Genomic DNA, 22500 nt, shown 5'->3' with positions numbered 1-22500 from the left:
GGATGAAGCTAGATACGTTTTTACACCATCTTCATTTTGACATCGATAAGATTATGCCGCCAGATTGGGAGGTAGATTGGGAAGATGCGCCGCTTCCGTATAAGTTGTACCGCAATTTTCCAGTGATTCCGCTTTCTTCAGAAGTACCGTTAACGTTCGAAGGAAGGGAAGCGCCTGGAAAGCTCGACCTAGAAGAAATAGGTCATTTTCTTTGGTACGTTTTCGGCCTTACTCAATTTTGTCAGCTAGCCTTTTCCATGGGTCCGACGGAACAAGCGGAAAACCTAATGCACTTGTACCGGCGGTTTGTTCCCTCGGGCGGGGCGTTGTATCCAAACGAATTATACGTGTATTTGAAAATGGAGGATGTTTCAGAAGGAGTGTACCATTACGATGTGGCACACCATCGTTTGGTATTGTTGCGGGAAGGCAATTTCGATTCCTATCTAACTAGGGCCTTGGGCAATCGCTGTGACGTGTCGGCTTGTTTCGGTATTGTTTTTGTATCGACAATGTTTTGGAAAAATTTCTTTAAATACAATAATTTTGCTTACCGCCTGCAAGGGCTGGATGCTGGCGTGCTAATCGGGCAGCTGTTGGAAGTGGCGAAACAGTTCGGCTTCGCATCGACAGTGTATTTTCAATTTCTTGATAGGGCGATCAACCATCTGCTTGGACTATCCGAACAGGAAGAGAGTGTATATGCGGTTATTGCATTATCTGTGGAGTCTTCCATCACTTGGTTTGCTAACGATAATAACTTAGAAGAAAATGTTTCTGCCACTGAATTGTGCAGAGAATTGCCAGCAGTTCAGCATCATTACTATATTCGGTCGCGGAGGATCATTGACTATCCGATGCTGAGAAAAATGAATGAAGCGTCGATGTTGGAATCATCACGATCATTTCGGCAGATTAAGAGAAAGAAGAAAGATACATGTGGGGTCCAAGCGGTAGTTCTGCCTTGTGTGAAGCGGTTATCGTATGATCTGGCGTCAGTCTGCCAGAAGCGATATTCACTAGGTATGGATTTTGTTTTGGGAAAGGTAAGTCAAGAACAATTGGCCACTTTGTTGCAAGAGGCGACGCTTTTTTTCACGTATCGAAATGATTTAGATGGAGAATATGAGAAGCCGCCGTCCCGTGTCTCCCTGTATGGCTGTTTTTATAACGTTGAAGATGTTCCAAATGGTGCTTACTACTATGATAGTGCTGTTCATGCGTTAGGACGGATACGTTCTGGAGATTATCGTCACTACCTGCAATACGGAATGTCAATGGACAATGTTAATCTGTTCCAAGTGCCGCTCTGTCTGCATGTGTTAGGAGACAGGGATCACCTTCAAATGGAATTAGGGTACAGAGGATATCGCATTCAACAAATGGAGGCGGGGATGCTCGTGCAACGACTGCTCTTGGTGGCGTCTGCCATGGGGATGGGTGGGCACCCGCTTCTCGGATTTGATGTGAACTTATGCGATAAACTTTACAAGATCGATTCGCGATGGAAAACAAGCTTAATCCAAATCCCGATCGGACCCTATCGTCCTCGTGCCTGGTTAAAAGGGAGTTTGCGCAGTTAGGAGAGACATGAGTAAAGCTCGGTACCGTCAAGAATTTTGTGTAATGTAAGATAGATAGGGTATCTCTGAAATAGATTTAGAATAGAGGGGAAGACTGGTTTCCTCCACACAGGAGACTGAATATTCAGTCTCCTGTGTGGAAAGAGAGAATCCCCCTTATCTCATTGATTTACATTATTTGGTTAATTATAATGTTCTTCAAACATTCGTTGAAGGGCTTCATGTGCTTCGGCAAATCCTCGCAACTTTCGCCCTGCCCATTTCTCATTAAAATCTTGGATGGTCAAATACACGACTTTTTCCGCGGCTTCTAAACTACTCAAACTGTTCATCGGCTTTAGACGTTTCCGAATCTCTTTGATCGTTCGTTCAATGGCATTGGTCGTGTAAATCACACTTCGAATACTGCTTGGATAATCCATAAATGTAAGGAGGACATCCAACTCATTGGCCCAAGATTGGACTTCTCTCGGATACTTGCTGGACCATTTCGGCTCAAACTGTTGAAACATCTGTAACGCAATCTCCTTATTCGGTGCGCGATAAATCAGTTTGAGATCCTCTGCCACTTCAAATTGATCTTTTTTCCGAACACGATTTAAGGTATTACGTACTTTGTGAACGACACAGCGCTGCACATCGGCTTTCGGATAAACGGCTTTAAAGGCTTCCTCCAGTCCCGGAAGGCCATCGAATACACCAAGAAGTACTTCCTGTAATCCTCTCTTGTAGAGATTGTGGAGGATCTCTTGCCACCCATAGGCACTTTCTTGTCCTCCTACGAAGAAGTCGAGAATTTCACGATCCCCTTCTTCGTTTACACCTAACACGACATAAATGGCCTCTTTTTCTACCGTATCTCGACGAAGTTTCACGTACAACCCATCCAAATATAAGACCGAATATCGCTTTTGTAGAGGACGTGTGTGCCATTTCGCCATGCCTTCCTTTACCACATCCGTGATATGACTAATCGTTGTTGGTGAGTAGGCATTTCCTAAAATTCGTTCGATAAACTTGCCAATTTCACGCGTACTCATCCCACTTTGATACATCTCTTGATGACGGCTTCCTCGAGCCAGCCGGTATGGCGTTGGCAAGGGGTGAACAACTGCGTTTGAAATTCCCCGTTTCGGTCTCTTGGGACAGAAAGGCCTTCAATACGACCATACTGCGTATCTAGGTTTCGATGGTAATAGCCGTTTCTTCTATTCGACGTTCCCTTCTGTTCAATTTCGAGGAAACTCTGAATTTCTTCCTTCATGATCAACTCTAATTTTTCCTTTACAAACTGACGAATGGCGTTTTCCAGTTGATTGAGCCAGTCTAAATTCGGTATACTTTTAGACATAGGTAGGGGTCTCCTTTCTCTAAGATTTTTGGCCAAATCAGAGAATACCCTACCTTTTTCTTTTGGTCTAGCCAAATGCTTGACACAAAATTTTATACATCATCTTGTTAAAGGTGGTTTGAAAATAAATATCAGAAAAATTGCAGTTATGCTATAATTCAATTAAATTTGTTTTTTATGGAAGGATTTTGAATGAATGTTCTGGAAGTCTGTCAATAGTGAAGGGGTAGATAATTGTGGGAACAACTCCAACTTTATTATTCAAAGAGCTTCGAACTAAAGAAGAAATTTTAGCTGGATTTTCAGTGATGAAGCATTTACGGACTCATCTTGATGAAAATTCGTATCTTGAATTGGTGCTTGAAGCGCAACAAAAAGAAGGATATCGATTAGTTGCCCTTTATGATCATGGCAAGATGGTGGCCATTACCGGATTTATGCCGATGATTACTTTATACAACGGCCGTTTCGTATGGGTTTGCGATTTAGTTACGGCACCAAGTGAACGGTCAAAAGGATACGGTAAGAAACTTTTGTCGTATGTACATCAGTGGGCTAAAGAGAACGGCTATAGTATCATCTCTCTGTCTTCTGGTTTACAGCGTGTTGACGCACATCGTTTTTATGAAGAAAAAATGCAATACGATAAAGTAAGCTATGTATTCTTGAAAAGATTATCAAAGTAACAACCAGCGATATTAATGGCCCGTTTTGTCAATTAGTTTGGATTATTGCCCATTTCATAAATTCTCTAGGAGATGTATTTTTGTATTAAAAGCGATTTCGTTTTGAACTTATCTATCCGTGGGCGTCATTTGGAATTTCCATTCTTTTTGGCAAGTCGGGGATATTATGGGAAATGTGCATGGTTGGCCTGTTATGTGGCATTCCAAACTTTCAAAATGAATAATATAAATAAAAGCAAAAGAAGGAGGGGAAAAATGGGTTGGATTATATTAATCGTTGGACTGCTTCTCTTGGGAGGCGTTATGGATTTTATCGCCAAAAAAAGAAATATAAATATAGATCCTGAAGAAGGAGCAAAAAATGTTTCAGATTCTGAAAGAATTTACGTTGAAACATATATGCATAGTGCTAAACAAAATCATGACAATATTCCTTTTTTATAAACTTTCTTGAGGAAAAACGAATTTTCTTCCATCATTTGCGGCAGTGAAGGAGTGTAGAATGGGTCTGATGGAAGCGTCACTTCCTAATGTTTTTGTTGCAGCAAAGGGGATGTGCAGCGAATGGATGAACTTGGAACACATCTTCATTGTTGTGTAACCCGCTCCGTTCCGCAAACTCCGATACTAGAAAGCTGAAGCGGTTTTTGCTGTCGGGCGAAATTCGCTCGCATTCTTACCATCGCATAAAATAAGAGTTCATACTTGAATGTGTTCAATAATGAAAGGGGTATCCTTGCGAAGGTTACCCCGCTTTTTTATTTTTGGGTTTGCAATTGATATTGTGGTTCTATCATTGTTCCGTATTTTTCATAATTGACATGCCAAGCGAACGCTTTTTCAAGAATGTGCGGTGTATGGCCGCCACGCTTAAGCGCTTCTTTGAAATATTTGCGCAAATGTGGACGGTAATCCGGATGCGTGCAATTTTCAATGATAAGAGGAGCGCGTTCGATTGGCGCCAGCCCGCGAAGGTCGGCATAGCCATACTCCGTGATGATCACATCAACGTCATGTTCGGTATGGTCCACGTGTGATACGAATGGAACGATGCTGGAAATCGCCCCGTTTTTTGCAACCGATTTTGTCACGAAAATGGTGAGGCGCGCATTGCGGGCAAAGTCGCCCGAACCACCGATGCCGTTCATCATGTTTGTGCCGCGAACGTGCGTAGAATTAACATTTCCGTATATATCCGCCTCTAAGGCGGTGTTAATGGAAATGAGCCCGAGACGGCGAATAATTTCCGGATGATTCGAAATTTCCTGAGGGCGAAGGATAAGTTTGCCCCGGTAAGCATCCAGATTGGAATACACTTGTTTCATTTTGTTCTGCGACAAAGTAATGGAACAGCCGGAAGCGAACCGGACTTTTCCCGCATCAATGAGGTCAAACATGGCGTCTTGAAGAACTTCTGAATAAACTTCCAAATTGGAAAATTCTGAATCTAACAAGCCGTAAAGGACAGCGTTTGCAACGGAACCAATGCCTGCCTGAATCGGCGCTAAATGCTCGGAAAGTCGTCCTGCTGCCACCTCTTTTCGGAGAAAATGGATTAAATGATTCGCTATTGCAGCCGTTTCCGCATCTGGAGGCACAATCGTCGATGGCGAATCAGGCTGGTTTGTCAAAACAATTCCAATAATTTTATCCTCATCTACTGGAATGCCAATCGTTCCGATTCGATCATCTACTTTTGTCAAAGGTATCGGGTTTCGTTCTCCTTGTTTGCCGGCTTCATAAATGTCATGAAGTCCTTTGAGTTCTTTTGGTTGAGCCATGTTCAATTCGACAATAACGTGTCGGGCTTTGTTTACAAAGGTTGATGAATTTCCTACGGAAGTAGAAGGAATGATCATTCCGTCTTCAGTTATTGAAATCGCTTCCACAATCGCGAAATCGATGGGATCTAATACGTCTGAACGCACTAATTCCGCCGTATGTGATAAATGTTGATCAATAAACAAAATTTCCCCTTCGTTAATTTTTTTGCGCATGACAGAGTCGGCTTGGAACGGAAGACGTTTGTTGACGATTCCTGCTTCTGCCATCATTTTGTCCACGTCCGAGCCTAGCGAAGCGCCTGTATATACGTTTACTTTTAAATGTTGTTGTTTCGCTTTCTCGATCAATGCATATGGGACTGCCTTGGCATCGCCAGCGCGGGTAAATCCGCTCAAGCCGAGCGTCATACCGTCTTTTATCCATGAAGCAGCCGTTTCCGCCGTTACAATTCTGTTTCTTAAACGAGGATTGGCGATGAATTTGGAAATGTATTGATCCAATGCCTATCTCACCTCTTTGTTTTTTAAAAATATTCTAGCAATTAGCATGTAAAAAATCATTCAAAATGGAATAAAAGGGCTTTCTTTGCAACTAAAAAAGAATTTTTAATACATAAACAAGAAAATTAATTCGGGGTGAAAATGAATAGGAGACAGATCAACAGTGCGTAGGTTGCTAAACATTGATGAAATAAATAAAGAGCCCACTTGCGTGAGCTCTTTATAAAGATGAAGATGTCGGAGAAAAGAAAGCGGGAGAAGCTGTTTTGATGAGCATGGGCATTAAAAGCAGAGCAGTTTCCGGAAATAGCTTGCATATGTTTGGCTGACAGGCACTCTTGAGCCGTCTTTCATCATCAGCAGAAAAGTAGAGTGCGAATCGGGATGAATCTCTGCAATGTGATGAATATTAATGATATATGACCGGTGGCACCGAATAAATATATCGTCAGGAAGGGAAAATTCCAGTTCTGTTAAGTTATATTTATGGTATCCTTCTGCATAACTTGATTTTACGAATGTTTTCCGGTTTTGCGCTTCTAAATAGATAACGCTTTCAAAAGGGACAGGAAGCCAGCGATCTGTTGTGCGGATCGTTAAATACGGCATTGTAAGCACCGGCTTTCTCGGCAATATTGCGGTAACACAGCCTTTCGGGGCGCCATCATCCAAAATTGGGACGGATATCCCAAAGTAAGGCACGCCAAAAACGCGGCTGTCTTTTTGCTCTGCAATTTTCTGTTGAATGGCCAAAGCTTTATAAGTAACGGATTCCGGTTTGATTTTGTCTCCGGGGCGAATTTTTAGATCGATCTGCTTGCTCGGCTGGTAATAAATGTAGCGCTTGTCGTCAGAAATGACGAAAGACGCTTCTATCGGAAATAGTTCGTTCATCACTTTTGCGATAGAGGAAACAGTGAATGAATCCATGTGATCACCCCTAGTGTACAGTCTGCCACTTTACTTCGTTGGAAGCGGGGTTTTGGCGACTTGTACGCGCGGCATATCTTGCCTTTCATATCCGAATGGGTTCGTTTGTGCATCATTATAGCATATATATTGCGCGCACATAAAGCATAGCTAAGGAAATAATGATTGAAATAATAAAAAAGTTGCCGAATAATTTTAGAAAATTTTAATTATTATGTTTATAATTTTATTTTAGACATACTATTTTTATGTGAGGGGAGAGGGAAATGAACACACAATTTATCGCTGGGCACGCGCGGCTTCCGGCAGGAATGGCGGCAAAAAGCATGTATGATACGCTGACGATCACGGCGGAGATTGATAAAAAGTACGGGGTGATCGTCGATGCTTCTTGTACGCTGGCGACAGAGCACGGGCGCGATTATGTCGCCCGCTTGCTTAAAGGCCATTCGCTAAGGGACGGGATTGATTCCATTTTGGAGCAGTTGAATGAAGGGTATTTAGGAAAGGCGAATTCAGCGCTATGCGCGGCTCTAAAAGATTTGCACAAGCAATATTGCAAAATGTGCGCGGAAAATGTGCAATAAAAAGCCCTCGTAGATGAACGAGGGCTTACAATGTGATGGACTCTGGGTTCCAAGCTGGAAGCGTTTTGCGAAGCGGTTTGTCGACACGGTACCCGAGCGCGTATTCCGCTTGCATAATTGTATGAATTTCTCTCGTCCCTTCGTAGATGACCGGCGCTTTTGAGTTGCGCAAGTAGCGTTCGACAGGGTATTCGTTCGAGTATCCGTACGCGCCGTGAATTTGGACGGCGTCGTCAGCTGCTTGATTAGCGAAGTCGCACGCGATCCACTTCGCGAGCGACGCTTCTCTCGTTGTGCGCCGGCCTTGATTTTTCAAAAAGCCAACTTTATAGACGAGCAAGCGGCTGATTTGCAATCCTGCTTCCATTTTCGCGATCATTTGCTGCACAAGCTGATGTCTCCCGATTTCTTTTCCAAACGTTTTGCGCTCGTGGCAATATTTTATGCTTGCTTCGAGACAAGCCGTAATAAGGCCGACAGCTCCGGCGGCGACGGTAAATCTTCCATTGTCTAACGCGGACATCGCGATTTTAAATCCTTCGCCTTCTTCGCCAAGCAGGTTTTCTTTCGGAACGCGGACGTTGTCGAAGAATAGCTCTCCCGTGTTGCCGGCGCGAATGCCCAGCTTTCCTTTAATCGCTTTCGATGAAAAGCCCGGCATTGTCCGTTCGACGATGAAGGCGGAGATGCCGCGGTGTTTTTTCGATTTATCGGTGTAGGCGAACACGATAAAGTGATCGGCGATGTCGCAAAGGGAAATCCACGTTTTTTGCCCATTTAAGATGTAGTCGTCGCCATCGCGGACGGCAGTGGTGGAAATGCTGGCGACATCCGATCCGGCGTTTGGCTCTGTTAGCGCGAATGCGCCAATTTTTTCGCCTTTTGCCTGCGGAACGAGATATTTTTGTTTTTGTTCTTCCGTGCCCCATTGCAATAACGTTAAGCTATTTAGTCCTGTGTGCACGGAAACGGCGGTGCGGAATGCGGTATCACCGCGCTCTAGCTCCTCGCAGACGATGGCGAGCGAGTTGTAGTCCATGCCCATTCCGCCGTATTTTTCCGGGATGCAGACGCCCATTAAATTCAATTCGGCAAGCCGTTTCAAAATATTTGGCTCAAAATATCCGCGCTCATCCCATTCTTTGATATATGGCATAATTTCTTTGTCGACAAATTTGCGAACAGTGCTGCGAAGCATCTCTTGTTCCGGGGTAAAATCAAAATTCATCATCATCCATCCTCTCCCATCTCATTCATGATTTCTTTTATAATTTCATCGTTGTGCTCTCCGGCAAGCGGAGGCGGCAGGCGGTACGATACTTTTGTTTCCGAGAGCTTGAGCGGGCTGCCGACAAGCTGCAGCGGCCCTATTTTGTCATGATGCATCGTAATGACCATGTCGCGCGCTAGCGTTTGCGGGTGCTGGAACAATTGTTCAAGATTTTGCACTGGTCCGCACGGTATTCCTTTTTTGTTGAGTAAGCGCTTCCATTCAGCACGCGTTCGCTTTTTCATTTCTTCGTTGATTCGCTTGTTTAGCTCCTCGCGGTGGGCGACGCGGTCAGGATTTGTTTGAAAGCGCGGATCTGTTCCGATCGTCGGGTCGGAAAGGAGTTCGCAAAACGCTTGAAATTGCCTGTCATTCCCTACGGCGATGACGATAGGACCATCGCTTGCTTCATACGTTGAATATGGAACGATGTTCGGATGTTCGTTTCCTAACGGCGTCGGCACATTGCCGGACATTAAATAGTTGGCGGCAACGTTGACGAGCGCGCTAATCGCTGAGTCGAATAAAGAAAGATCAATTTTTTGCCCGCGTCCCGTTTTCGTGCGGGCGAGAAGAGCCGCTTCGATAGCGATTGCCGCGTACAAACCGGTAAAGACGTCGGCAATGGCCACACCGACTTTCAGCGGCCCGGATGAGGGAGTGCCGTTAATGCTCATCCATCCGCTCATCGCTTGGATAATATAGTCATATCCCGGTAAATGGCGGTACGGGCCTGTCTCGCCAAACCCGGTAATCGAGCAGTAAATAAGACGTGGATTTAATGAGGATAGATCGTCATAGCCAAGACCGAAATTTTCCATCGTTCCCGTTTTAAAGTTGTGAATGATGACGTCCGCTGTTTTCGCAAGGCGGCGGATGATCGTTTTTCCTTTTTCTTCTTTCAAATTGACGGCAATGCTGCGCTTGTTGCGATTCACTGCGGTGTAATACGCGCTCATTCCATTTTGAAAGGGAGGCCCCCAAAATCTTGTATCATCGGACCCGCCTGGCGCTTCGACTTTAATCACGTCGGCGCCGAGGTCGCCTAAAATCATCGTGGCGTAGGGCCCAGCGAGGACGCGCGTCATATCTAAAATGCGCACTCCGTCTAACGCTCCTGGCATTCGTTCACCTCCTATACGAGCGAATGAAAAAAGCCGGCTCCTTTTCTTAACGAAGAAAGGAACCGGCTTTTACGACCTGAGGGAGCATTTCGGCAAAGAAATGCTGATCAGATCGATACAGTTCTTTATCCGTATAAAATTGTCACTTCATATCATCACGTAATACCGTCCGCTGGCGTCAGCCGCGAAGCCGACGGGAGACGGCTGTTACATTTATTATAAAAAAATCGATTAATAATTGTAAATAGTTTTATAATTTAAAATTACAAAAATTATTTTTGTTATTTTACTGTTTGGAAAATATTTTTAACGATGTTGACGACATATTTGCTCCCATGGTCGTGTTGTACATCTTCGATTAACATGGCGATGAGCAGATCGGGATTGTTTGTATTATAGGCGACAAACAAGCCGTTTTCTTTTCCTTTTTCTCCTTGGTTTTCTTTTAATTCGGCAGTCCCTGTTTTTCCTGCCAACGGGACGTCTTTCATGTAGGCGCTATGCGCTGTGCCGTTTGGATTGGCGACTACTTGCTTGAGCCCTTCTGCGATGATGTTCGCCGTTTTTGCTGAAATGATTTGTTGTTTCCAAACCGTTTTTTGTTGGCTTTTTTCTAAAATTGGCTGCAGTAAATCACCATTGTTGAGAAACGGCGTGTATGCAGTGGCGAGATGTAAAATGCTCATCTGCATTTGCCCTTGCCCGTAAGATGTATCGGCAAGCTGCGGTCCTGTTTTTAAGTTTCCGTTATTCGATATTTGCGATTTTTGGATCGGATATGGAAATGGCAAATTTTCTGCAAATCCAAACGAACGAAGCCCTTCTTTCAGTTTATCTGGACCGAGGTCAGTGCCGACCATCGCAAAATAAATATTATCGGAATAAATGAGCGCGTTTTGTAGGTTGACGTTTTGCAAGCGGTCGCTTACCCTCGTTACAAAGTAATTTCCCCATGATCCGTCTTTCGGCTGCCATTTTTTCCCGATAATTGTTTTCGTTTGTTCAGGAGTAATGGCGCCTTTTTCAAGGCCGATTGCGCCGATCACCGGTTTAATGGCCGAGCCAGGCGCGTATGTGGCGGCAAAGCGGTTAATTAATGGTTTTGCCGGATCGTTTTCTAGTTTCTTATATTGCTCTGAAGAAATTCCCAGCACAAATTGATTCGGGTTAAACGAAGGGGAGCTGACTAATGCGAGAATTTCGCCTGTTAGCGGGTGAATGGCGACGGCGGTTCCCGCTCTTCCTTTCATTTGTTCATAAATGTTTTTTTGCAGTTTCGCGTCAAGGGTCAATGTAATCGTTTCTCCGTCTTGTGCTTTCGCTTCTGCGATCGTAAAGGTGGAACCGTTGCTTTTTTCAATATAAATTTTTGCTCCGTCTTTTCCTCTTAGACGCTCTTCCCACCATTCCTCCAGTCCGCGTTTTCCGATTCGATCAGATGAGGAATATCCTTTGTTTTTCAACGTTTTTAATTCTTCTGCAGTGATGGTTCCAATATACCCGATAAGGTGGGCGGATGCTTCGGCGAATGGATATTCTCTTTCCAGCACTTCTTTCACCGCGACAGCTTGAATTTTCCGCGCTTTTTCTAAGAGAGTTGTTTCTGATTTCGCCACCTTTTTAATTGGAACAAAGTAGTCTGGCTGAACCCAGTTTGCTTTTAGCTTTTCGTCAATGGATTCAACAGGTATATGAAGCAATTCGGAAAGTTCTTTTTTGATCGTTTCTTCGTTTTCTTTCATTTGTCCAGGAATGATGCCGATTTCGTAGGCGGTTCCGTTCATCGCGAGCGGCAGCCCGTTGCGGTCGTATATTTCGCCGCGTTTTCCAGAGATAAGGGAAATGCGGACTTTATCGTTTTTTTGCAATTGCGGGAAAATGTAGGTCGTATCCCATTGCACATGCCATTGTTCCCCGCCCTGTACCTTTTCTTTCACAAGCAATGCTTCATGTTTAAACTGGATCGGGCCGGCGATCGTATCCATTTTTACGGAAAAAGGAAGCTTTATTTCGTCTTTGCCGCTATCTTTTTCTTCTGCTGGCAATGGTTTTACTGATAAATTCGTTACTTCGATATCTTGATAAATTTTTTTGTAGCGGTTGACGAAATCTTCTTTTGAGATGTTTTGTTTCGCTTGTTTAGATAGCATTGCATACATGTCGGCAAATTGTTGGTTTGTCCATAATTTTGTATATTTGCGCAATGCATCGTACGGGGAAGGATTTTCCCTGCAGGCAGATAACAAAATGGAACTGAACATTATGATGCAAAATAGCATCATTCCTTTTTTGATCATTGTTTTTCCCCCAATCGTGTTTAGGTAATGTACGCTTGCTGCGGAAGCAGTGCGTGTGCCCTTCTTTTTTTCATAAATTATAGCATAGAAAGCATGAGTAACAGCGAATAGAAATAAATGGTTGTAGGAGAAATACGGAAAGTATATCTGTGCGGATTGCAGGAAGCGTGCGTGCGGACTATGGAGCTGCCGTTTCCGCGCTGAGGGGGACGAAACGATCGATGGAGCAAAGCGATTCCATCTAATGTTATAGAAAAAGTCGCTTTCCTATTTTATTATTAATTATATGTTGGAAACACGATGATTTATATAATGTAAGGGGAATGAGATGTTTTTACAATAACGATAAGGCAAGGAAGTGATTGTTTATGTTTCATATTCTTGTGACATTAGATTCGAATTACATTCCACCGTTAAAGGTATTAATGAATTCGCTATTTCGCAATAATACAAAATCCTTTTCTTTTTATCTGTTATATTCGCGTATTCCGGAAATGGAAATAGAGTCTTTGCAGTATTTTGTAGAGCAACAAGGGCATCAGCTTGTTCCGATTTATGTCGATCCGCAATTGTTTGCCGATGCTCCTGTATTTCGTCATTATACTTCGGAAATGTATTATCGTCTTGCCGCACATCAGTTTTTGCCGCAGGAGCTGGACCGCGTTTTATATCTTGATCCAGACATTGTCGCGATTAATCCGATCGACGATTTATATGATATGGATTTTGAAGGGAATATGTTTATCGCCGCCGAGCATACCCATTCTACGAAAGTAGCGAATTTATTTAACAAACTGAGGCTGAAGACCCCAAATGCGAAGGGATATTTTAATACTGGCGTCATGTTGATGAACTTGCCGTTAATGAGAAAAGAAGTCCGCTTGGAAGATATTTATCAGTTTATTCGTGAGAATCGGTTTAAGCTGGTGCTTCCGGACCAAGATGTGTTAAATGGTTTATATTGGGACAAAATTAAGCCGGTTGACTGTTATCGTTATAATTACGATGCGCGTTATTACGACATGATTCAGTTGTTCCCGAATCCAAAGCACGATTTACGATGGATTCGGGAAAATACGGTGTTTATTCATTACTGCGGGAAAGATAAACCGTGGAAAGAAAATTATAAAGGGGAGCTCGGATTGTTTTATAAGCAGTATAGCGACATTCTAGAATTGGAAGAAGAAAAAGCCTAAAAGCAGCGTAAAAAACTGCCTTTAGGCGTTATTTTTTGCGCGCCTTGCTTTGATGAATGCCGGCTGCCTGCGCGCGTGCCATTTCTTCTAATTGTGCGCGATCTGCAAATTCGCTGGAATATTCGGCATCTAATCTGTCGGATTTCAGCTGTTTCGGAACTTGCGGTAAAGTAGCTTTGTTTTTATCGCGCGTTTTTTGTCCGCGAGATCGCCCCATCCATCCATTCCTCCTAAGCGATAATATTTTCATTATGTAGGATGGCTTTTGCGCGAAAAAGTATAAATAACAATGTTTTCTAATGCTTTGCTTTTTTCGCTGTGTAGCCGCCTGCTTGGTCGGCCAATTTAAAGTCGCGGGAATACGTAACTTCCTGCGCGCTCGTTAACGTGCTTTTCGTTTTTTCGCGTTTTCGTTTTTCCGACATTAAGCTACCCCTCACTTAAATTTTATTTATTTTTAGTTTTTCCGCCGTTTGTTTATTTTATGCATGCAAAATATAAAAACGGGCTGTTCAAAAAACAGCCCGTTTACGCTTCTTTGCGCTGTTCTTCATCGATGGAAGAAGGATGGCGAAGCGTATATAGCGTATAATTATCTTTTGTAATTTCGTATAAATTGTATACGTCCGCTCCAATTTGTTCGAGCAAGCCTTTTCTTGTCTCGTTTGCTGGCGTGACATACGGCAATTTTTCTGCCGCTTTAATGGAGCGGGTGTTTATTTTGCGAATGCGCATAAATACCGTTTCAATGGAAAGCTCGTAAAATAATTCATGAAAAAATGCTTCTTTCGCACGGCGGTTGTACCCTTGCCCGTGATACGGCTTTCCTAGCCATGTGCCTAAAAATCCGGCGTTATCTTGTATATCAAATAGGCTAATCGTGCCAATTGGATTGCCCCATTCGTCTAGAATGGTGCGGGAAATAAGTTCACCGCGTTCTTCCGCTTCGATGACTTGTTTTGTCATAAATAAAAATTCTTCATACGAGCTCGCTTTTTGGCGCACGAAAGGGAAGACGTCCGGGTGCACCATCAGCTCGTAAAGCGCATGACAATCTTGCAGCTCCCGTTTTTTTAGCATACTTTTCCCTCCTTATTCGAGGGCAGTTTACTTGTGGGCGAAACCACCCTCGAAATTTTTTAATATATATTCATCAAAAAATTTCGGGGTGGGAATCGAACCCACTAGAACCAGCGGGATCCGCTGGTGGCGCACCATTTGCCTTCCCTTTATTTCGTCCGGTATCTGATTGTGGGCAATGCGTCGATTTAAGTCTTTACCATCATACACGATGATCAAGAAAAAAGAAATAGGTTTTTTGTTAAATTTTTTTATCGATTTTTTAACAACGAAATGGTTACGTCGCTAATAAATCGGCTAAACTTTTTTCCAACGTGGGGAAGGAAAAGATAAACCCAGCTTCCATCAGCTTTTTCGGAATGACTTGCTGTCCTTCGGTTATAAGAATGCTCATTTCACCAAGGAGGGCACGCAACATCATGTTCGGCACACGAAGCCAATGAGGGCGGCGAAGCATGCGTGCTACCGTTTCCCCAAACTGTTCCATACGGACTGGAGATGGAGCGGTAATATTGATCGGTCCAGCGAGTTGCTCATGATCGATCGTATAGGCGATGGCGCGAACAACATCGTCAATGTGGATCCAAGAAAGCCATTGCTGTCCTGTGCCGATGGGGCCACCGATGTAAAAGCGATAAGGAAGAACCATTTTTGGAAGTGCGCCGCCGTTTTTGCCAAGAACGACGCCAAATCGCGCCATTATGGTGCGAACGCCGAGCGTTTCAGCCTGCTTTGCTGCTTGTTCCCACTTTATTGCTGTTTGAGCGAGAAAATCGCTGCCGGCAGCAGGGCTTTCTTCGGTAAAAGAAGCGGTAAGAGAAGTTCCATAAATCCCGATTGCACTAGCGTTAATAAATACTTTTGGAGGGATTGGCAGCGCCTTTATTAGTTCGAGGGTGGATGCTGTGGTTGATATACGGCTATTGACAATACGCTCTTTCTGTGCTTTTGTCCATCTTTTGCGGTTAATTGGCTCGCCGGCTAAATTAATGACAACATCAAAGGCAGGAACATCCATATTGGGGTGAGTGCCAGACGACCATGCAAGATAGCGGATAGTTGCAGAGGAAGACGGTCTAGGGTGGCGGGTTAAGATATAAATCCGGTGTCCTTGCGCCGCAAAGTAATTGGTGAGCGCTTGCCCAATGAAACCTGTGCCGCCAGCAATAGCGATATGCATCTGCTTCCCTCCCTATTTTTGACGTCATATTATTTATTTCTCTTTTTATGTGCAACATTCCTTCTTATGATACGATAAAAGCGGAGGGAAAATCGATGGGGATCGTTACGAATATAGCCGTTCAGCCAAACAGCCACGAACGTTTTCGTGTCACGATGCAAAAAGAAAATGGAGAAATAGATGTAATCACCGTTGATCAAGACGTGTTGCTTCAATTCCGCCTGAAAAAAGGAATGAAGATCGATGAGGATTTCTTACAAGAAATAGTATATGCGGATCAAGTCAAAAAGACGTATAATCAGGCTTTACATTTTTTATCGCACCGCATGCGGTCTGAACACGAGGTCATCCATCACCTGAAAAAAAAAGGTGCGCCCGAAGATGTAATTGCAGAAGTGCTACATAAGCTGCGAGAGAATAAATATGTCGATGACCGCGAATTTGCGTTTGCTTATGTTCGTACGCAAAAACAAACGACTGTAAAAGGTCCGTACGTTATTCGAAAAGAACTTGAAAAGTTAGGAGTTGCGACGGAATGGATTGAGCAAAGCCTTGCGATGTATTCATTTGACGAGCAAGTGAAAACGGCGCGCTCGCTTTGCGAAAAAGCAAAAAAACAACGGGCAAAGCAGTCTTTGCGACAATGGAAGTATCAGATCGAACAGCTTTTATATCGAAAAGGGTTTCCACAGGAAGTTATCGATCAGGTGCTGGCATCAGAATGTGATGAAAAGGAGGAACAGGAGTGGGAAGCTTTGGAATATCAAGGGAGAAAAGCGCATCGCCGCTATGAAAAATACGATGGCCCGATGTATGAACAAAAAATGAAACAAGCATTATACCGGAAAGGCTTCCCGCTGGAGATGATCGAGCAATTTTTAGCAAAATTAAGGGAGGATCAACGATGAAAGCACAAGGAGAACAAAAGCGCTATAGTGAAATGACAGAGCAAGAATTGCATCAAGAAATCGCGGCATTAACGGAAAAAGCGCGCAAAGCGGAACGGATGGGAATGGTTAATGAATACGCCGTGTATGAAAGAAAAATCGCGATGGCAAAAGCGTATTTGCTTGATCCAAATGATTTCCCACCGGGAGAAATATATGAGATCGACGGAGATCCGGGGGAATATTTTAAAGTGCGCTATTTGAAAGGGGTATTTGCATGGGGATACCGGCTAAAAGGGAACGGGGAAGAAGAAGCGCTGCCGATTTCATTATTGCGGAAGCCGAAATTGTAGCAAAGAGAACCTAGAGAAGAAAAAGAATTCTCTAGGTTCGATACGCTATGATTGTTTCCGAGTTTGGCGCTCAAGGATAATTAAGTCAAGTGTTTGTTGGGTTTCACCGTTCACTTGTGAGTGGGCATGTTTGGGATTTGCCCATGGCTGCTGGAAAGGGTTGGAGTATAAGTTATCATAAAACTTTTTGTGCGAATGGCGACCCATGGCAGAACACCTCTCTATTTTTAAAAGTTGTCATCGCGTTTGCCGGAAGCGTGCATGCGTTCTTGTGGATGGGTGTTAATCGTGCCGTTTGCCCGTTTCGAAGCGTATTCCGCTTTCGCGCGGGGTTCGCCTTCGAATTTGTTATTGTTCTGGTTTGGGAAGTTGCTTTCTTTATTCCGCATCGCGCATTTCCTCCCCTTTGCAGTTACTCGTGTTGGCGGCCAACACGTATTTTTATTATGAGGATATTTTGCCATCTTATGATTTCAAATTGTTGGCATAAGAGGTGAAAAAAATGACGATGAACGAATATTTTGAACGGCTGACGAACTATTTGCTCGAGAAAAATCCGTCACTTGCATACGCTCAAGCGAGAACGTGGGTCGAATTATTATGGGAAGATTTCGAAACGACATACGCCCGTGCCGGACATGAGTATAGGGGAAAAGAGCTGACGGAAAGGGTGGTGCGTCAATGGATAGACCGATATGGAGCGACGTTGCATGAATTTCAAGCGACAAATCCGAAATACAAACATTTGTTAAACCGAGACGATTATTTAAAACATTAAAAAAATAGGCGGGCGTTTCCAAACACCGCCTATTATTTTTATCCATTTGCAATGAAGTTTAATTTTTTTCGCAGCTTTCCTTCGCTAAAAATCCAGCCAGTATATGAACTGACGATATTTAAATCGCGATCCAATTGTACTGCGGCGACGAATGGATAATAGTCTTTGCTGCGATAGCGCAAGTCCGTAAATCGCACCTCATAATGGTCGTTATATTCATGGAGTTCCCATCGGTAGACGGGGGAAAAGGACAAAAAAGCAGCAACGTTTTCATCCTTTTTCGCTGCCTCGATGATGGGATCATCAGGAAGCGGGCATTTTTTAAATTGATCCAGTATATGGACGCGCCCGTTTTTGACCCGCCCTACATAAAAGTAGTCTTTCGCGGTAATCGCTAAATGCCATTCGCGGAATCGAAACGTCGGGACGGTAATAATGCGTTCGACGTTGGGGATTTTCTCGTGAACGGCTTGTTTAATCTGCGCCTTTTGGAGGAATCGGATAATGTAATAAACGGCGATGATCGCATAAATTGCTAAAAACGCGTAGCCAGGATGGACTCCGAAAAACAACAAACCAATGCCAATTAAGTGTAAAGCAAAAATGATCGGGTCGAATGTATTAATGACGCCAAGCGCGATCCATTTTTTTGTAAATGGCCGCAGCGCTTGCGTGCCGTAGGCGTTAAAAATATCGACAAACACGTGAACAGCAACGGCGATGAATGTCCATAACCATAAGTGAAATACGTTGACGTATGGATAAAAGAAAACGATGATGCCTGTAATGAGTAACGGCCATAGCCATACGGCGGGAAGCGAATGGGTAATTCCGCGATGATTGCGGATATATTTTGCATTGTTTCGCAATTTTAAAACCGTATCGATATCCGGCGCTTGCGAGCCGGCTAATGTGCCGATCAGCACGGCATGAGACAAATAGGGGTCATAAGCGACAGAGGGATCCAACGTGGCAATGCTGCCGAGCGCCACTCCCATAAGAATATGCGTACCTGTATCCAATTGAAGCAAGCCTCCTTTGTTCGCCTCATCCATTTAGTATACCCCGTTTAAGCGATCAAGGACGAAAGAAAAACGAGAAACTTTTTTGTATTGTCAGTGTAACATATTCCGCATCTGTTTACGATATAAGAAAAACCATCTTTCCGAAACGGAAAGATGGCTGTGAAAACTCAACGTTTATTCGTCGTTTAGCCTTTTTCCAATTTCCTTTAAAGCGGAAAGGAAGAAGCGGATCGCTCGGTTAATATCAGGGTCATTCAACGCTTTTAAAAGATCGAAAATGCCAACTTTTTTCTCTGTTTCTTTCGCGTGTTTATACGCTTCAGCAACACCAGAAGCTGTGCTTTCCAATAATTTAGAAGTTAATTGCGGATCGAGATTGGCAAGCAGCTGCGCAATCCCGATCACATGATTAATGACCGTCGTCACCGGCTTGCGGTTTGCTTGGCCGATGACGATTTTCGCGATGTCCTCTCTCGCCTTCAACATCGCATTTACCGCTTCGAGTATGCCGCTATTATGGAGCTCTTCCATAATAGCAAGCAACTCAGCGATGGCTTCTTCTTTTTCTGTTAGCGAAGTTTTTAGTTCTTCAATTGTTTTTTCACGTTTTTCTTCTTCGGTAATCGTCTGTTTTTGAATGGCGGTAATCGGTTTAGCCACGCGGCTCTGCCTCCTTCCATTCGTCCGTTAAAGGAACGTAATCCGGACGTCGCCATTTTCGTTCGACTTCGACGCCTTTACGCGGATTCCGCTTTTTAAAGCGCGGATTTGTGCGCGGAAGTGGAGGCGTTCCGTCGACTTCTAGCACTTGCATCCGTACTTTTGTTTGTTTGAATGCCGGCGTGTTGGTGCGATGGTCAGTCGCAGGGCCGGTAAGTATGTTAATGGCGCTTTCGTTCGTTGCCGAGTGCATTGGCAAGAACAATTCTTTTCCTTTGACGCGGTCTGTGACGAGCACGCGCACTTTCACGTGGCCAAACGGCGATTCTAAACGAACGAGAGAGCCGTCTTTGATGCCGCGTTCTTTCGCAAGTTCCGGCGATACTTCGACGAACACTTCCGGGAATTTTTTCTGAATGCCTTGCGACTTGTATGTTAAATTTCCTTCATGGAAATGTTCAAGCAACCGTCCGTTATTGACAAGCAAGTCGTATTCTTCCGGATATTCTGTCGGTTGTACCCAATCGGCAAGCGCAAAGCGTGCTTTTCCATCCGGGAAGTTAAAGCGTTCTTTATAAAGAATTGGCGTATGCGCACCGTCATAGCTGCCCCAACAGAGGCTGTTCCATCCTTCCAAGTTTTCGTATTGCGCCTGCGAGAATAGCGGTGCAAGACTTGCGATTTCATCCATAATTTCTTTCGGGCCAGAGTAGTTCCAATCAGCGCCCATCCGTTTCGCGATTTCTTGAATGATCCACCAGTCTGGTTTGGAGTCGCCGAGCGGCTCAAGCGCTTGGTAGAAACGTTGAATGCGACGTTCCGTATTAGTAAACGTTCCTTCTTTTTCCAAGCTTGGCGCTGCTGGCAAAACAACATCAGCGAATTGCGCTGTTTTCGACAAGAAAATGTCTTGTACTACTACGAAGTCTAGCTCTGAAAGCACTTTTTGGACATGGTTGGCGTTGCAGTCGACAAACGCCATGTCTTCGCCGACGATATACATTGCTTTTAATTTTCCTTGTTCAGCAGCTTCAATCATTTGGATGTTATCAAGCCCTGGTTTTCCATCAATGCGGACGCCGTATGCTTTTTCAAATTTTGCCCGCGCGACGTCATCTGTAATATGTTGATATCCTGGGAGCCAGCCAGGCAGCGAGCCCATATCGCAAGCGCCTTGCACGTTGTTATGACCGCGTAGCGGGAACGCTCCAGCGCCTGGGCGTCCGTAGTTGCCTGTTGCGAGCAATAAGTTTGAGATGGCCGCGGACGTATCGCTTCCTCCAGTGTTTTGCGTAACGCCCATTCCCCAAAGGACGCACGTTCCATCCGCTTCGTGGATCATTTCAGCGATGCGAATTAAGTCTTCTTTCGCAACGCCTGTTACTTCTTCCGCGTAATCGAGCGTATATTTTTCGAGCACTTCTTTGAATTCATCGAAGAAATGAACGCGTTCGCGAATGAACTTTTCGTCATGCCATCCTTGGTCGATGATATACTTCGTGACTGCCATCAACCATACTTGGTCAGTGCCTTGTTTTGGTCTGATAAATAGGTCAGCGCGTTCCGCCATTTCGTTTTTGCGCAAGTCGGCAACAATTAATTTTTGGCCGAATAGCTTGTGAGCGCGCTTGACGCGAGTCGCCAAAACAGGGTGTCCTTCCGCCGGGTTGGCGCCGATAATAATGACAAGTCCGGCTGATGCGATATCGTGAATTGTACCAGAATCGCCGCCCATTCCTACTGTGCGGAACAATCCGTCAGTTGCCGGCGATTGACAATAGCGTGAACAGTTGTCGACGTTGTTCGTTTCAAACACTTGCCGAGCCAATTTTTGCATTAAGTAGTTTTCTTCATTGGATATTTTCGACGACGAAATAAAGCCGATGGCATTGCCGCCATATTTTTGCTTAATTTCGCCAAGTTTTTCCGCAACAAGCGAAAGCGCTTCTTCCCACGTTGATTCTACAAACGTATCGCCTTTGCGGATAAGCGGTTTTGTAAGACGTTCTTCGCTGTTGACGAAATCCCAGCCAAATTTTCCTTTTACGCATGTGGAAATCGCGTTGACCGGCGCTTCAGAGACAGGCTGGATTTTTAAAATTTTCCGTCCTTTTGTCCATACTTCAAACGAGCAGCCAACACCACAGAACGTGCAAACCGTTTTCGTCTTTTTGATGCGCTGTTCCCGCATCGCCGCTTCGATTTCAGAAACGGCAAAAATGCTCGTGTAGTTTGGCTCCACTTCTTTGACAAAATCGATCATCGGATTTAGAATTTCTTGATCTAAACCAGTCATAAACCCAGCTTCGCCTAACATCGATTTTTCCATTAACGCATTGCATGGACAAACGGTAACGCATTGCCCGCAGCTGACACAGGAAGATTCGTTAATTGGAACACCATTGTCCCAGATGACGCGAGGACGTTCCGCCTCCCAGTCGATCGATAACGTTTCGTTTACTTGCAAGTTTTGACATACTTCGACGCATTGCCCACAGGCGATACATTGGTTTGGATCATAGCGATAGAACGGATGGGACATGTCGACTTCCGATGGGTCCACTTTTGGGCGATATGGATACGATTGGTGCTCAATTCCCATCAATTCTGCTGTGTTGTGCAATTTGCAGTTTCCGTTATTGTTATCACAGACGGTGCAATATAATAGGTGGTTTTCTAAAATGCGGTCCATTGCTTCCTTTTGAGCTGCTTTCGCCCGTGCTGAAGAGAGTTCGACGTTCATCCCGTCTTCTACCGGAGTCGAACAGGCGCGCACTAATTTTCCGTCTACCTCGACGATGCATGTGTCACATGTTTGAATGGCTCCAAGTTCAGGAGTATAACAAACTTGCGGATGTGGAATGCCGTTTTCGTTAACGACTTCCAAAATCGTCATTCCTTGTTTCGCACTGTAATTGTTTCCGTTTATTGTAATCGTTATCAACTGTTCGTTCATGCCTAAACCTCCTTATCATTAAAATAAAAACTCCACCATGAATGCAGATTCTGCAAGTCATGGTGGAGTAGTTTTTTAGCATGCGATGCTAAAATAACCAATCCATCTCCTCAAGGTAGACTAGTAGAAAAATAACAAGGAAATTTTATTTTCCTTATTACTTTTCCACTATGATTATGTTATTTTTGATTTTTCATTATAATTATAAGTGCAATAATAATTATAGTACTGTATTGTTTATAAAACAAGAAGAGAAATTTATATTTTCCGAA

At 44.0% G+C, this 22500-nt stretch carries 22 protein-coding genes and 1 pseudogene; 8 read left to right on the top strand and 15 right to left on the bottom strand.

The window, feature by feature from the left end:
- Positions 1-2 precede the first annotated feature (2 nt).
- Positions 3-1583 (top strand): SagB family peptide dehydrogenase, encoded by a 1581-nt coding sequence (locus MWM02_RS16740; protein ID WP_244402478.1) that lies wholly within the window; start codon positions 3-5, stop codon positions 1581-1583.
- A gap of 182 nt (positions 1584-1765) precedes the next feature.
- Here MWM02_RS16740 and MWM02_RS16735 read toward each other — a convergent pair.
- Positions 1766-2934, bottom strand: a pseudogene (locus tag MWM02_RS16735) (IS256 family transposase).
- Between the two features lie 236 nt (positions 2935-3170).
- Here MWM02_RS16735 and MWM02_RS16730 point away from each other — a divergent pair.
- Positions 3171-3620 (top strand): GNAT family N-acetyltransferase, encoded by a 450-nt coding sequence (locus MWM02_RS16730; RefSeq protein ID WP_244402477.1) that lies wholly within the window; start codon positions 3171-3173, stop codon positions 3618-3620.
- 255 nt (positions 3621-3875) lie between these two features.
- Positions 3876-4064 (top strand): hypothetical protein, encoded by a 189-nt coding sequence (locus MWM02_RS16725; RefSeq protein WP_244402476.1) that lies wholly within the window; start codon positions 3876-3878, stop codon positions 4062-4064.
- A gap of 314 nt (positions 4065-4378) precedes the next feature.
- Here the strand turns inward: MWM02_RS16725 and MWM02_RS16720 are convergent, their stop codons facing one another.
- Positions 4379-5905 (bottom strand): succinyl-CoA:acetate CoA-transferase ScpC, encoded by a 1527-nt coding sequence (locus MWM02_RS16720; RefSeq protein ID WP_244402475.1) that lies wholly within the window; start codon positions 5903-5905, stop codon positions 4379-4381.
- A gap of 282 nt (positions 5906-6187) precedes the next feature.
- Positions 6188-6835: a LytTR family DNA-binding domain-containing protein gene (locus tag MWM02_RS16715; protein WP_064550574.1), complete on the bottom strand. Its 648-nt coding sequence runs from the start codon at positions 6833-6835 to the stop codon at positions 6188-6190.
- Positions 6836-7101: 266 nt separating this feature from the next.
- Between MWM02_RS16715 and MWM02_RS16710 the strand changes: the two genes are divergently transcribed.
- A complete protein-coding gene (locus MWM02_RS16710) occupies positions 7102-7422 on the top strand; it encodes a DUF3870 domain-containing protein (protein ID WP_064550575.1) in 321 nt (106 codons plus the stop codon).
- A 25-nt stretch (positions 7423-7447) separates the two neighbouring features.
- Here MWM02_RS16710 and MWM02_RS16705 read toward each other — a convergent pair whose 3' ends face one another.
- The 3 genes from MWM02_RS16705 to MWM02_RS16695 form a co-directional block, all read right to left on the bottom strand.
- Positions 7448-8653, bottom strand: coding sequence for an acyl-CoA dehydrogenase family protein (locus tag MWM02_RS16705; protein ID WP_198401545.1), 1206 nt, complete (start codon positions 8651-8653; stop codon positions 7448-7450).
- Positions 8653-9816: a CaiB/BaiF CoA transferase family protein gene (locus tag MWM02_RS16700; RefSeq protein ID WP_064550577.1), complete on the bottom strand. Its 1164-nt coding sequence runs from the start codon at positions 9814-9816 to the stop codon at positions 8653-8655. Before MWM02_RS16700 ends, MWM02_RS16705 begins: the two co-directional genes overlap by 1 nt.
- 281 nt (positions 9817-10097) lie before the next feature.
- Positions 10098-12113 (bottom strand): penicillin-binding transpeptidase domain-containing protein, encoded by a 2016-nt coding sequence (locus MWM02_RS16695; protein WP_244402474.1) that lies wholly within the window; start codon positions 12111-12113, stop codon positions 10098-10100.
- A gap of 368 nt (positions 12114-12481) precedes the next feature.
- Between MWM02_RS16695 and MWM02_RS16690 the strand changes: the two genes are divergently transcribed.
- Entirely contained in the window at positions 12482-13309 is an 828-nt protein-coding gene (locus tag MWM02_RS16690) for a glycosyltransferase family 8 protein (RefSeq protein WP_064550579.1), read from the top strand.
- 28 nt (positions 13310-13337) lie between these two features.
- Here the strand turns inward: MWM02_RS16690 and MWM02_RS16685 are convergent, their stop codons facing one another.
- The 4 genes from MWM02_RS16685 to MWM02_RS16670 form a co-directional block, all read right to left on the bottom strand.
- Positions 13338-13526 (bottom strand): YfhD family protein, encoded by a 189-nt coding sequence (locus MWM02_RS16685; RefSeq protein WP_064550580.1) that lies wholly within the window; start codon positions 13524-13526, stop codon positions 13338-13340.
- A gap of 79 nt (positions 13527-13605) precedes the next feature.
- On the bottom strand, positions 13606-13734 hold the full coding sequence (locus MWM02_RS16680) for a YfhE family protein (RefSeq protein WP_081260202.1): 129 nt from the start codon (positions 13732-13734) through the stop codon (positions 13606-13608).
- Positions 13735-13837: 103 nt separating this feature from the next.
- The gene (locus MWM02_RS16675; protein WP_064550581.1) at positions 13838-14389 is read right to left on the bottom strand and encodes a GNAT family N-acetyltransferase; all 552 of its coding nucleotides are present in this window, start codon (positions 14387-14389) and stop codon (positions 13838-13840) included.
- 277 nt (positions 14390-14666) lie between these two features.
- Positions 14667-15569 carry a TIGR01777 family oxidoreductase gene (locus MWM02_RS16670; RefSeq protein ID WP_244402473.1) on the bottom strand — a complete coding sequence of 301 codons (903 nt, stop codon included), beginning with the start codon at positions 15567-15569 and terminating at the stop codon, positions 14667-14669.
- Positions 15570-15664: 95 nt separating this feature from the next.
- Between MWM02_RS16670 and recX the strand changes: the two genes are divergently transcribed.
- Positions 15665-16477, top strand: a complete 813-nt coding sequence (gene recX / locus MWM02_RS16665) for a recombination regulator RecX (protein WP_244402472.1) — start codon at positions 15665-15667, stop codon at positions 16475-16477.
- Positions 16474-16809, top strand: coding sequence for a YfhH family protein (locus MWM02_RS16660; RefSeq protein WP_064550584.1), 336 nt, complete (start codon positions 16474-16476; stop codon positions 16807-16809). The genes recX and MWM02_RS16660 overlap by 4 nt, the downstream gene beginning before the upstream one ends.
- A gap of 45 nt (positions 16810-16854) precedes the next feature.
- On the opposite strand, the gene MWM02_RS16655 is transcribed toward MWM02_RS16660, so the two are convergent.
- A complete protein-coding gene (locus MWM02_RS16655) occupies positions 16855-17016 on the bottom strand; it encodes a YpzG family protein (RefSeq protein WP_081260203.1) in 162 nt (53 codons plus the stop codon).
- A 20-nt stretch (positions 17017-17036) separates the two neighbouring features.
- Positions 17037-17198: a small, acid-soluble spore protein K gene (locus MWM02_RS16650; RefSeq protein WP_064550585.1), complete on the bottom strand. Its 162-nt coding sequence runs from the start codon at positions 17196-17198 to the stop codon at positions 17037-17039.
- Positions 17199-17317: 119 nt separating this feature from the next.
- On the opposite strand from MWM02_RS16650, the gene MWM02_RS16645 reads away from it, so the two are divergent.
- On the top strand, positions 17318-17587 hold the full coding sequence (locus MWM02_RS16645) for a YfhJ family protein (protein WP_064550617.1): 270 nt from the start codon (positions 17318-17320) through the stop codon (positions 17585-17587).
- 38 nt (positions 17588-17625) lie between these two features.
- On the opposite strand, the gene MWM02_RS16640 is transcribed toward MWM02_RS16645, so the two are convergent.
- The 3 genes from MWM02_RS16640 to fdhF form a co-directional block, all read right to left on the bottom strand.
- The gene (locus MWM02_RS16640) at positions 17626-18609 is read right to left on the bottom strand and encodes a metal-dependent hydrolase (RefSeq protein ID WP_064550618.1); all 984 of its coding nucleotides are present in this window, start codon (positions 18607-18609) and stop codon (positions 17626-17628) included.
- Positions 18610-18786: 177 nt separating this feature from the next.
- Entirely contained in the window at positions 18787-19272 is a 486-nt protein-coding gene (locus MWM02_RS16635) for a helical membrane plugin domain-containing protein (RefSeq protein WP_244402471.1), read from the bottom strand.
- The gene (fdhF, locus tag MWM02_RS16630; protein WP_244402470.1) at positions 19265-22228 is read right to left on the bottom strand and encodes a formate dehydrogenase subunit alpha; all 2964 of its coding nucleotides are present in this window, start codon (positions 22226-22228) and stop codon (positions 19265-19267) included. Before fdhF ends, MWM02_RS16635 begins: the two co-directional genes overlap by 8 nt.
- Positions 22229-22500 lie beyond the last annotated feature (272 nt).

It is taken from the genome of Parageobacillus sp. KH3-4 (assembly GCF_022846435.1).
GTDB lineage: Bacteria > Bacillota > Bacilli > Bacillales > Anoxybacillaceae > Parageobacillus > Parageobacillus thermoglucosidasius_A.
This window is presented reverse-complemented; position numbering and strand designations above follow the sequence as displayed.

What these genes read in the sequence shown, in the direction of transcription:
- MWM02_RS16680 (WP_081260202.1), bottom strand. Translation starts at nt 13,734, where the DNA reads ATGTCGGAAAAACGAAAACGCGAAAAAACGAAAAGCACGTTAACGAGC.
- MWM02_RS16705 (WP_198401545.1), bottom strand. Translation starts at nt 8,653, where the DNA reads ATGATGAATTTTGATTTTACCCCGGAACAAGAGATGCTTCGCAGCACT.
- MWM02_RS16710 (WP_064550575.1), top strand. Translation starts at nt 7,102, where the DNA reads ATGAACACACAATTTATCGCTGGGCACGCGCGGCTTCCGGCAGGAATG.
- MWM02_RS16660 (WP_064550584.1), top strand. Translation starts at nt 16,474, where the DNA reads ATGAAAGCACAAGGAGAACAAAAGCGCTATAGTGAAATGACAGAGCAA.
- MWM02_RS16715 (WP_064550574.1), bottom strand. Translation starts at nt 6,835, where the DNA reads ATGGATTCATTCACTGTTTCCTCTATCGCAAAAGTGATGAACGAACTA.
- MWM02_RS16740 (WP_244402478.1), top strand. Translation starts at nt 3, where the DNA reads ATGAAGCTAGATACGTTTTTACACCATCTTCATTTTGACATCGATAAG.
- MWM02_RS16670 (WP_244402473.1), bottom strand. Translation starts at nt 15,569, where the DNA reads ATGCATATCGCTATTGCTGGCGGCACAGGTTTCATTGGGCAAGCGCTC.
- MWM02_RS16685 (WP_064550580.1), bottom strand. Translation starts at nt 13,526, where the DNA reads ATGGGGCGATCTCGCGGACAAAAAACGCGCGATAAAAACAAAGCTACT.
- MWM02_RS16650 (WP_064550585.1), bottom strand. Translation starts at nt 17,198, where the DNA reads ATGCGGAATAAAGAAAGCAACTTCCCAAACCAGAACAATAACAAATTC.
- MWM02_RS16690 (WP_064550579.1), top strand. Translation starts at nt 12,482, where the DNA reads ATGTTTCATATTCTTGTGACATTAGATTCGAATTACATTCCACCGTTA.
- MWM02_RS16655 (WP_081260203.1), bottom strand. Translation starts at nt 17,016, where the DNA reads ATGGGTCGCCATTCGCACAAAAAGTTTTATGATAACTTATACTCCAAC.
- MWM02_RS16695 (WP_244402474.1), bottom strand. Translation starts at nt 12,113, where the DNA reads ATGATCAAAAAAGGAATGATGCTATTTTGCATCATAATGTTCAGTTCC.
- fdhF (WP_244402470.1), bottom strand. Translation starts at nt 22,228, where the DNA reads ATGAACGAACAGTTGATAACGATTACAATAAACGGAAACAATTACAGT.
- MWM02_RS16700 (WP_064550577.1), bottom strand. Translation starts at nt 9,816, where the DNA reads ATGCCAGGAGCGTTAGACGGAGTGCGCATTTTAGATATGACGCGCGTC.
- MWM02_RS16675 (WP_064550581.1), bottom strand. Translation starts at nt 14,389, where the DNA reads ATGCTAAAAAAACGGGAGCTGCAAGATTGTCATGCGCTTTACGAGCTG.
- MWM02_RS16645 (WP_064550617.1), top strand. Translation starts at nt 17,318, where the DNA reads ATGAACGAATATTTTGAACGGCTGACGAACTATTTGCTCGAGAAAAAT.
- recX (WP_244402472.1), top strand. Translation starts at nt 15,665, where the DNA reads ATGGGGATCGTTACGAATATAGCCGTTCAGCCAAACAGCCACGAACGT.
- MWM02_RS16725 (WP_244402476.1), top strand. Translation starts at nt 3,876, where the DNA reads ATGGGTTGGATTATATTAATCGTTGGACTGCTTCTCTTGGGAGGCGTT.